The organism is Fulvivirga kasyanovii (assembly GCF_009711405.1).
GTDB lineage: Bacteria > Bacteroidota > Bacteroidia > Cytophagales > Cyclobacteriaceae > Fulvivirga > Fulvivirga kasyanovii.
In genome coordinates this window covers 1-8,603 of record NZ_SMLW01000401.1, presented here as the reverse complement: position 1 = coordinate 8,603, position 8,603 = coordinate 1, and the positions used below count along the sequence as shown (strand labels likewise).

General features: G+C 43.6%; 6 protein-coding genes. 2 read left to right on the top strand and 4 right to left on the bottom strand.

What is annotated here, in order from left to right:
* Positions 1-488: PorP/SprF family type IX secretion system membrane protein (locus tag E1163_RS05350; RefSeq protein WP_155170260.1), on the top strand; the 488-nt coding region annotated here is incomplete at its 5' end.
* A 95-nt stretch (positions 489-583) separates the two neighbouring features.
* Positions 584-2,797 (top strand): OmpA family protein, encoded by a 2,214-nt coding sequence (locus E1163_RS05345; RefSeq protein ID WP_155170258.1) that lies wholly within the window; start codon positions 584-586, stop codon positions 2,795-2,797.
* 88 nt (positions 2,798-2,885) lie between these two features.
* On the opposite strand, the gene E1163_RS05340 is transcribed toward E1163_RS05345, so the two are convergent.
* From E1163_RS05340 to E1163_RS05325, 4 genes are all read right to left on the bottom strand, one after another.
* Positions 2,886-3,767: a glycerophosphodiester phosphodiesterase gene (locus tag E1163_RS05340; protein ID WP_246223516.1), complete on the bottom strand. Its 882-nt coding sequence runs from the start codon at positions 3,765-3,767 to the stop codon at positions 2,886-2,888.
* A gap of 106 nt (positions 3,768-3,873) precedes the next feature.
* Positions 3,874-4,752 carry a formylglycine-generating enzyme family protein gene (locus E1163_RS05335; RefSeq protein ID WP_246223514.1) on the bottom strand — a complete coding sequence of 293 codons (879 nt, stop codon included), beginning with the start codon at positions 4,750-4,752 and terminating at the stop codon, positions 3,874-3,876.
* 35 nt (positions 4,753-4,787) lie between these two features.
* Positions 4,788-6,314, bottom strand: a complete 1,527-nt coding sequence (locus E1163_RS05330) for a sulfatase family protein (RefSeq protein ID WP_155170256.1) — start codon at positions 6,312-6,314, stop codon at positions 4,788-4,790.
* 137 nt (positions 6,315-6,451) lie between these two features.
* On the bottom strand, positions 6,452-8,603 hold a 2,152-nt coding region (locus E1163_RS05325; protein ID WP_246223512.1), incomplete at its 5' end, for a glycoside hydrolase family 3 N-terminal domain-containing protein.

Sequence of the window (8,603 nt, the reverse complement as noted above, 5' to 3'; positions counted from 1 at the left end):
ACAACGCTTTCAGCCAAAACATAAATGAGATTGCCCCAAATTTTGGAGCAGGTTTGTATTACGAAAACTCCAGATTTTACGCAGGACTTTCATCTCCATTTTTGCTAAACAATTCTTTTGGCAATGAAGGTTCTTCGACGCTCAGGCAGCACTATTTTGCTACCGCGGGCTACCTGATTGACCTTTCACCTTCCTTAAAACTAAAACCCAATGTTTTGTTAAAGGCTGTAGAGGGGGCTCCAATGGAGTTTGATGTGAATGCGAATCTTTTAATCAGGGAAGTATTGTGGTTAGGTGCCTCCTACCGCTCTCTGGACTCTTTTGACTTTCTTATGGAATTAGTTTTATCTGAGCAGTTTAGAATAGGCTATGCTTATGACCAGACGGTAACAGACCTTAACAAGGTGAGTGGCGGAACTCATGAGTTTATGCTCAATTACAGGCTTAAGTTGTCAAAAGACAAAATTCTAACCCCTAGATATTTTTAACTGTACCAGTAAGAATCAATACAATTTCAGGCATTCTGCAATGCGGTTTTGCGGGATGCCTGAAACAGATACTGATCTCTAAAAAAAATAAACAGATGAAACATATTCAATTTATAATTTACTTAATGGTTATTACCCATTGTGCCGTTGGCCAAAGCTCGGTAACCTCTTTGTTTAGCAGCAATGAAAAGGTAGGGGATAAGCATTTCGAGCGACTCGCTTTTGCCCCTGCTTTGGACGCTTATCTGCTTGCCTTGAAAAACAACAAGGATAATGACACCTTAAAACTTAAAATTGCAGAAAGTTATCGACTGCTGAACGATCCTGAAAGTGCATCAAAATGGTATGGGGAAGTGCTGCCTCAAAACGCAGGTATGGATGCAGCGTATTATATCCACTATGCAGACGTACTGACCAGTGCCGGCAAATATGATGAAGCGAAGGATTGGTACTTAAAATACGGTGCCCAGACTCCTGAGGATGGAAGGGTAAAAGAAAAGATCCGAGGCATTGAAGACATCGAGAAGCTTAACAAAAACGAGTTTGAAGTCAGCATTAGCAAAGTAGACTGGAACTCCGAATTCTCAGATTTTAGTCCGGCATATTACGGAAATGAAATATTATTTGTGTCAGCGCGCCTCGGCAAAAAGAAAAACTTGCAAGACTTCAAATGGGATGGCTCTAATTTTCTGGATATATACCAGGTCAATGACAGCGGAAGCGTAGCGTCTTTCAACAGAAATGTTAATGGTAAATACCACGAGGGGCCTTTGGTAGTTTATGATGAGGGAAGAAAAATGATATTTACCCGTGATAACTACTACAAGGGGAAACTCAAAACCAGTAAAAACGGAACCACAAAGTTAAACCTCTACTATACTGAAAGAGACAGTGTGTCTGCCCCATGGGGAGATCCACAGCCTTTGCCTTTTAACAACGATGAATACTCTGTTGGCCATCCTGCTATCAGTGACGACGGTCTTACGCTTTATTTCGTCTCGGACATGCCTGGAGGAAAAGGAGGAACTGATATTTACAAAAGCGAAATGAAAGACGGTAACTGGGGTGAGCCTGTAAACCTTGGGGAACCTGTAAATACTGAGGGGAATGAAATGTTCCCATTCCTTAATCATGATGAGGAGCTTTTCTTTGCCAGCAATGGCCACCCCGGTCTTGGAGGCCTGGATATTTACATTTATGACATTATCAAGAATAAAAAAGTTGTCAACCTGGGCGCACCCATTAACTCAAACCTGGATGACTTTGGGTTGATCATCAATAAGAAAGAGGGGTACTTTTCTTCAAATCGCGATGGTGGAAAAAATCATGATGACATATACTCATTCACGGCAGAGAGGCCTTTCCTCACCAATTACATAGCCAGTGGCACCGTATACGATAAAACTTCCAAAGCAATACTTGATAATGCAGTAGTAAAGCTATACGATGAGGGTGGCAATCTTGTAGATTCAACCTACTCAGATAAGAATGGCAAGTATGCTTTCACTGTTGATGCAGGAAAGAAATATAGCATCAAAGCTGATAAGGAAGATTACTTCCCAACGGAATTATCATTTAAAACCTTAAACTCTGATAAGGGCTTATGGGAGAATGACCTTTACATGAATAGTGACTATGGTTTCCAGTTAATAGGTGAAGTTGTTTTAAAAGGTACGGATGAAGCCGTGCCCGGAGTTCAGGTAAAGATTACAGACAACTTTACCGGTAAGGATATATTAACTGCTCAAACTGACAATGCCGGTGGTTTTGTTAATCCGCTAGAGGATAAGAAACCTGGTGACAGGGTGAGCTATCAGATTCAATTACTGAAAGATGGTTATCTGGGTAAAAACTTTGTGTTTAATCATTTATTAAAGGAGCCTGGCCCTATTTACCTAAAGGAGTTTGTAGACCTGTCGATGGATAAAATAGAAGTAGGTACGGATATCGGGAAACTTGTCGACCTAAAGCCTATATACTTTGACCTGGGTAAGTCCAATATCAGAAAGGATGCTGCGCTGGAGCTGGATAAGGTAGTGAAGGTTATGAAAGAAAACCCGACCTTGCAAATTGAACTAGGTGCGCATACTGATTCCAGAGGTAGTGCCGTGTCCAACGAAAAGCTTTCTGACAAAAGGGCAAAAGCATCTGCTGCGTACATTATTTCGCAAGGCATAGATGCAAGCAGAATTACAGGAAAAGGCTATGGAGAAAGCCAGTTGATCAACGAGTGTGCTGATGGTGTCAAATGTTCGGAAGAGCAACATCAAAACAACAGAAGAACTGAATTTAAAGTAGTCAAAATGTAATACTAAAGACCTCACCAAATGTTCCATAAAAAAAACCAGCCTGCGCTAAAAAGCAGGCTGGTTTTTAATTTATCAGGCCTATTTACAATCAATTAGGACGTGTCAGCCCTAACTGATTGGCAATGTTGGGATAGTCTGTAATGATGCCATCTACACCCCATTCTATCAACTGCTTCATTTCTTTGGCTTCGTTTACCGTCCAGGGGATGACTTTGATGCCCATGTCGTGAAGCTCTTTTACTTTATTTTTTGTGAGTAGTTTATAATAAGGGCTGTAGATACGGGGTTTAAAACCAATATTGGCCATATTGGTCTCTATAGACCGGGTGTTTTCAACCAGTGCTGCAAGCCTAACCTCCGGATACTTTTCATGCCAGTACTGCAATACCCTGAAATCAAAGGATTGTATAACGATCCTGCTCATGGGCAGGTACTGATCGATGGTTTTATAAACAAGGTCTGAAAATTCCTGTACCTCAGGGTGAGATTTGCCATCTCCATCGCGAGTGCTTTTAATTTCTATGTTGTAGTCGACCTCATATTGCGTATAGCTTTTTATGTGCTTTTCGACCTCTTTAATGACGTCGCTAAGCAGAGGTTTGCTCACATGAAGTTTTTGCTGCTGGGGGAAACGAGTACTATTGAGGTAGCCGCAGTCAAATGCTTTTACTTCGTCATAGGTCATGCTATAGATGTTGTACTTCTTATCATCTTTAAACTCAGCATTATCAGGGGTAAGGCATATTTCCGGCGACATCCATGGCTCGTGTGAAACCACAACCTTTTTGTCTTTTGTGATGACGACATCCAGCTCAAGGGTCGTTACGCCCTGATCCAGGGCATATTTAAAAGCCGGTATGGTATTTTCGGGCATCATGCCTCTCGCCCCGCGATGGCCCTGAATATCTACTTTTTGAGCGTTTGAAATGAAAGGAGCCATAATAAGTACAGCAAAAATGATTCTGAACATAAATTCGGTTAGGTTTATTCCATTACTAATCTACAACTATATACGGTCAGAAAGGTTAATTTATTATTAAACTTAGGCGGCGAATATAACTCTGCGCTACATTAACCTATTTTGGAGCATCCATGGCACATCGAAAGCCGAGATGAAAATTAGAGGTTTCCCCGGAGGTATATTGTCTTGCAGAGACCCTGTAGCCGTGGCAAACCAGAGAATCACACATGAATGAGCCTCCTCTGATTGTTTTTAAATTATCTTTAACTTTAAAATATTGCTCATTGCCTTCATATAGCCGATAGGTGTCACTACACCATTCCCATACATTACCGCCCATATCAGACAGGCCGCATGAGGTGATACCAAATTCACCAACAGGTGAGGTAAACCGGTAACCATCACTTTCAGTATTGCGATAGGGAAAAGTACCCTGCCACACATTAGCGAAGAATTTTCCATCTCTATCAGCCAGTTCCGGCCCCCAGCTATAGCGCTCTGGAGAATTTTTACCCCCGCGTGCTGCATATTCCCATTCCACCTCTGTGGGTAAACGTTTGCCTGCCCATGAGGCATAGGCCCTGGCGTCATTCCAACTGACATGAGTTACCGGATGATTATCACTGGCAGGTGAGGCATTTTTGCCTAATGGATACCTCCAGTTTACACTATCTATAAGTTCGTATTTATGGATTTGAAAATTAAAAAGCGCAGAGTTTCCAAATTTTTCAGCATCGGTTTTGTAACCCGTGCTTTTTACAAATTCCCTGAATTGTTCGACGGTTACCGGGTGTTTATCGATAAAAAACGGGGAAACACGGGTTTGGAACACCGGAGCTTCATTGGGCAAGCCATCTTCCGAACCTATGGTGATCTTTCCTCCGCTAAAATAGACCATACCTTCGGGTGGTGTTGGTTCGGGAGAGCAACCCGTAAAAAAGAGCAGGCTTAAAACTGCCGGTATGGCTATAGCTGACGAAAGTTTAATATACATCTTCACAATGACCAAACCAGACAAAAACTGAATATTTAGTAAGTCTTTTGATAACCGTGATCAAATCTGGCACCACGGTCCTCCTTTAGCGGTATCTGCATCCCTCCTGTTTCTTTCAGCCAGGTAAATAAATCATCCCTCAACGCTTTGGCAACGGCCTGATGCTCCTGACTGCGGATGAGATTGTTCATTTCCATGGGATCATTTTCAAGGTCATAGAGTTCGTTGATGTCCCAGATGCCATAGTATCGGATATATTTATATTTATCTGTTCTTACAGCATGTACTGTAGGGGTTTGCGGAAACGGCCGCTCCCAGAAATATTCGTAGTATATCCTGTCTCTCCAGGCAGTGTTTTCTCCCTTTAACAAGGGCAGGAAGGATTGTCCGTCCATATTAACCGGCTTATCCAGGCCTGCAAGCGAAAGGATAGTTGGTGCTATATCAATGTTTTGAATCAATTGTCCCACACTGTCCTTTTTAAGCACGTTGTTGCCACCGTAAACCAATAGCGGTACTCTCATTGATTCCTCGTATGCGTGCCTCTTGTCTATCAGGCCATGTTCTCCAAATGAGAAGCCATTATCGCCCATATAAAACACCAGGGTATTTTCAAGCAATCCGTTTTGCTCAAGGTACTCCAATACCTGACCGATGCTCTCATCTACTGAAAGCAAGGTTTCAGTGTATCGCTGATAAAACTCATCGAAGGTTACCGCTCCATGGTACATGTAGTCGACGCCATGCCAACTGTAACGTTGCTTTTTTACCCATTCAGGAAGATCCTCATAATTATAGCCTTTTGCTCCGGCATTTTCCGGAGACATGGTTGGCGGGTACTGCAACGGTTCTCCTTCGTATACATTTTTATGTCTCCTCGCAGGTGCAAACTCCGAATGCACGCCTTTATGCGAGAGATACATAAAAAATGGCTTGTCCTTTTTCCTGTTTTCCAGCCATTTGATGGCTTTGCTGGTAAGCAGATCGGTTATGTAGGTACTGTCTTCATAAACTTCTTCCTTACCATCTACGTTGAGTACGGGGTTATAATAAACCCCCTGCCCTTTGAAACTAACCCAGTGGTCGAATCCTCTTCGTGGGTTGGCGTGGTGTTCACCCATGTGCCATTTTCCAAAAAAGGAAGTTTCATAGCCCGCTTTTTGAAGATACTGAGGGAAGAATACGGAAGTGTCCGGTACGGCAGACTGGTTGTCAATAACCTGGTGCCGGTGTGATAACTGTCCGGTAAGGATAGAGGCGCGGCTCGGTGAGCATAGTGAGGTGGTAACAAAGGCATTTTGGATGTGTGTGCCCTGCCGGGCCATTTTATCCATATGGGGTGTTTTGAGAAAAGGAACCTTCCCGGTAAAGCCCATGAAATCGTAGCGATGGTCATCACTTAGTATAAATACCACATTCATAGGTTTGGTTTCAGCGTCCTTCAGCAGCTCTAAACCCTTATCTGCGCTTTGTATCTGGTCATCTTCTGTGGGTTGTTGGCAAGAGCTTACTACAAATGCTGCAAGGAGTGATGGTATTAAAAACTTTGTAAGATGTATCATAGGCATCAATAATCTGTTAACGGCCGTTCAGCAAAGGGGGCGGGGTTTATTGGATAGTCAAACCTAAACCCCTATGAATTTTCCGATTTCACCCCACTGACCCTTTGCGAATGACCTATTTTCAACCGATCATATGTTTACTTTAGACTAAACTTAATAGTATCTCCTTCTGCCGCGTTCGGCCCGACTGTTACCATAAAATCTCCTGGTTCAGCTTTGAAAGACATATCGCGTGTATAAAATTTCAAGTCGTCAGGATTGATTGTAAATTTCACTACCTGACTTTCTCCGGGTTTCAGGGATATTTTTTTGAAACCTTTCAACTCTTTAACCGGCCTGGTGACGCTTCCTACCAGATCCTGGATATAAAGTTGCACAACCTCCTCTCCTGCATACTCTCCGGTATTCTCCACCGTAACTTCTACCTCAAGGCTGTCATTTCCGGTAACTTCTGTTTTGCTTAGTTTCAGGCCATTGTAGGTAAAAGTGGTATAGCTTAAGCCGTAACCAAACGGGTATAATGGCTCATTGGGTACATCTATATATTTGCTGGTGTACTTATTTTCGGCTTGAAACGGACGTCCGGTATTCTTCATGTTGTAGAAAATCGGTATTTGCCCTACATTTCTCGGGAATGTCATAGTGAGTTTGCCTGACGGGTTGTATTTACCCGACAGTACCTCTGCAATGGCCTGACCCGCCATAGTGCCCAGGTGCCAGGTATTAACCACAGCAGGAATGCTCTCATCAATCCACTCGATGGTTAATGGCCTGCCTGCCATGACCAAGGCCACTACGGGCTTGCCTGTTTTATGCACGGCTTGTAAAAGCTCCTGCTGCACACCCGGCAGGCCAATTTCTGACCGACTAGCGGCTTCTCCGCTCTGCTGATAATTCTCTCCCAATGCCATGATCACCAAATCAGCTTTACGGGCTGTTTCAACAGCTTCAGCAAAGCCTTTTCGATCGTCTCCTGAAAAGCCTGCACCTTGGGCGTAGGTGATTTTTGCATCAGGAAATTCATTTTTGAGGCCTTGTAGTACGGTTACTACTTTGCCGGCATCACCAGAGGCATGCCAGGTACCTAACAGATCCTGTTGGTTGTCCCCAAGGGGGCCGATTAACGCGATAGATTTCACTTCTTTGGAAACAGGCAATAATTTTTTGCTATTTACCGGATCATTTTTGAGTAGTACGATGGATTCTTTGGCAACGGCCAGGGAATGATCCATCAGCTCTTTGGAGAAAAGCACCTCTTTTTCACGGGCTTCGTCCAAGTAATGGTATGGATCTTCAAATAAGCCAAGCCTCCATTTCATTTCAAGTATTTTTCTTACGGCCTCATCAATTCTTTTTTCCTCTACCTTACCTTCTTCTACCAGTTTTTGCAGGTGATCATTGAAAACACTTCCCTGCATGTCCATGTCTACACCGGCATTTACTGCCAGCTCGGCAGCTTCTTTTTCATTGGCTACCACACCATGAGGTACCATTTCATTGATAGATGTATAGTCAGTGACCACGAAACCATCGAAGCCCCACTCATCGCGAAGTATCTCTGTGAGCAGATATTTATTCCCTGAAGCAGGAACGCCATCTACTTCATTAAAAGAAGTCATAACTGTAGCCACACCTGCATCGATAGCCGCTTTGTATGGTGGCAGGTAAGTTTCCCTGAGTACCCTGTCCGACATATCAACGGTATGATAATCGCGTCCGGCCTGGGCTGCTCCGTAGGCAGCAAAGTGCTTGACGCAAGCCATTAGGGTGAAGGGATCACTCAGGTCATCTCCCTGGTACCCTTGTACCCTGGCTCTGGCAATCAGGCTACCGAGGTATGGGTCTTCGCCCGACCCTTCGGCCACTCTGCCCCACCTGGGATCACGTGAAATGTCGACCATGGGATTAAATGTCCAGTTGAGTCCTGAAGCAGCAGCTTCTTTTGCTGACAGACGGGCTGTTTCCTTGATAATTTCCATATTCCAGGTACAGGCTTCAGCCAGGGGAATCGGAAAGATAGTTCTATGTCCGTGGATTACATCATAACCAAACAGCAGTGGAATACCCAGTCGGGTTTCTTCCACGGCAATTTTCTGCAGGTCGGTATTATATGCTACGGTATGTGCATTGAACAGTGCCCCAACACGGCCTGCCTTTAACTCTTCTTTGTAATTTTCATTCAATGTAGGGCCTGTTACATCCCATCCACTGGTATAGAGGGTCATTTGCCCTATTTTTTCTTCCAGCGTCATTTCATTGATCAAAGAATCAATAAAGGCATCTGCTTCA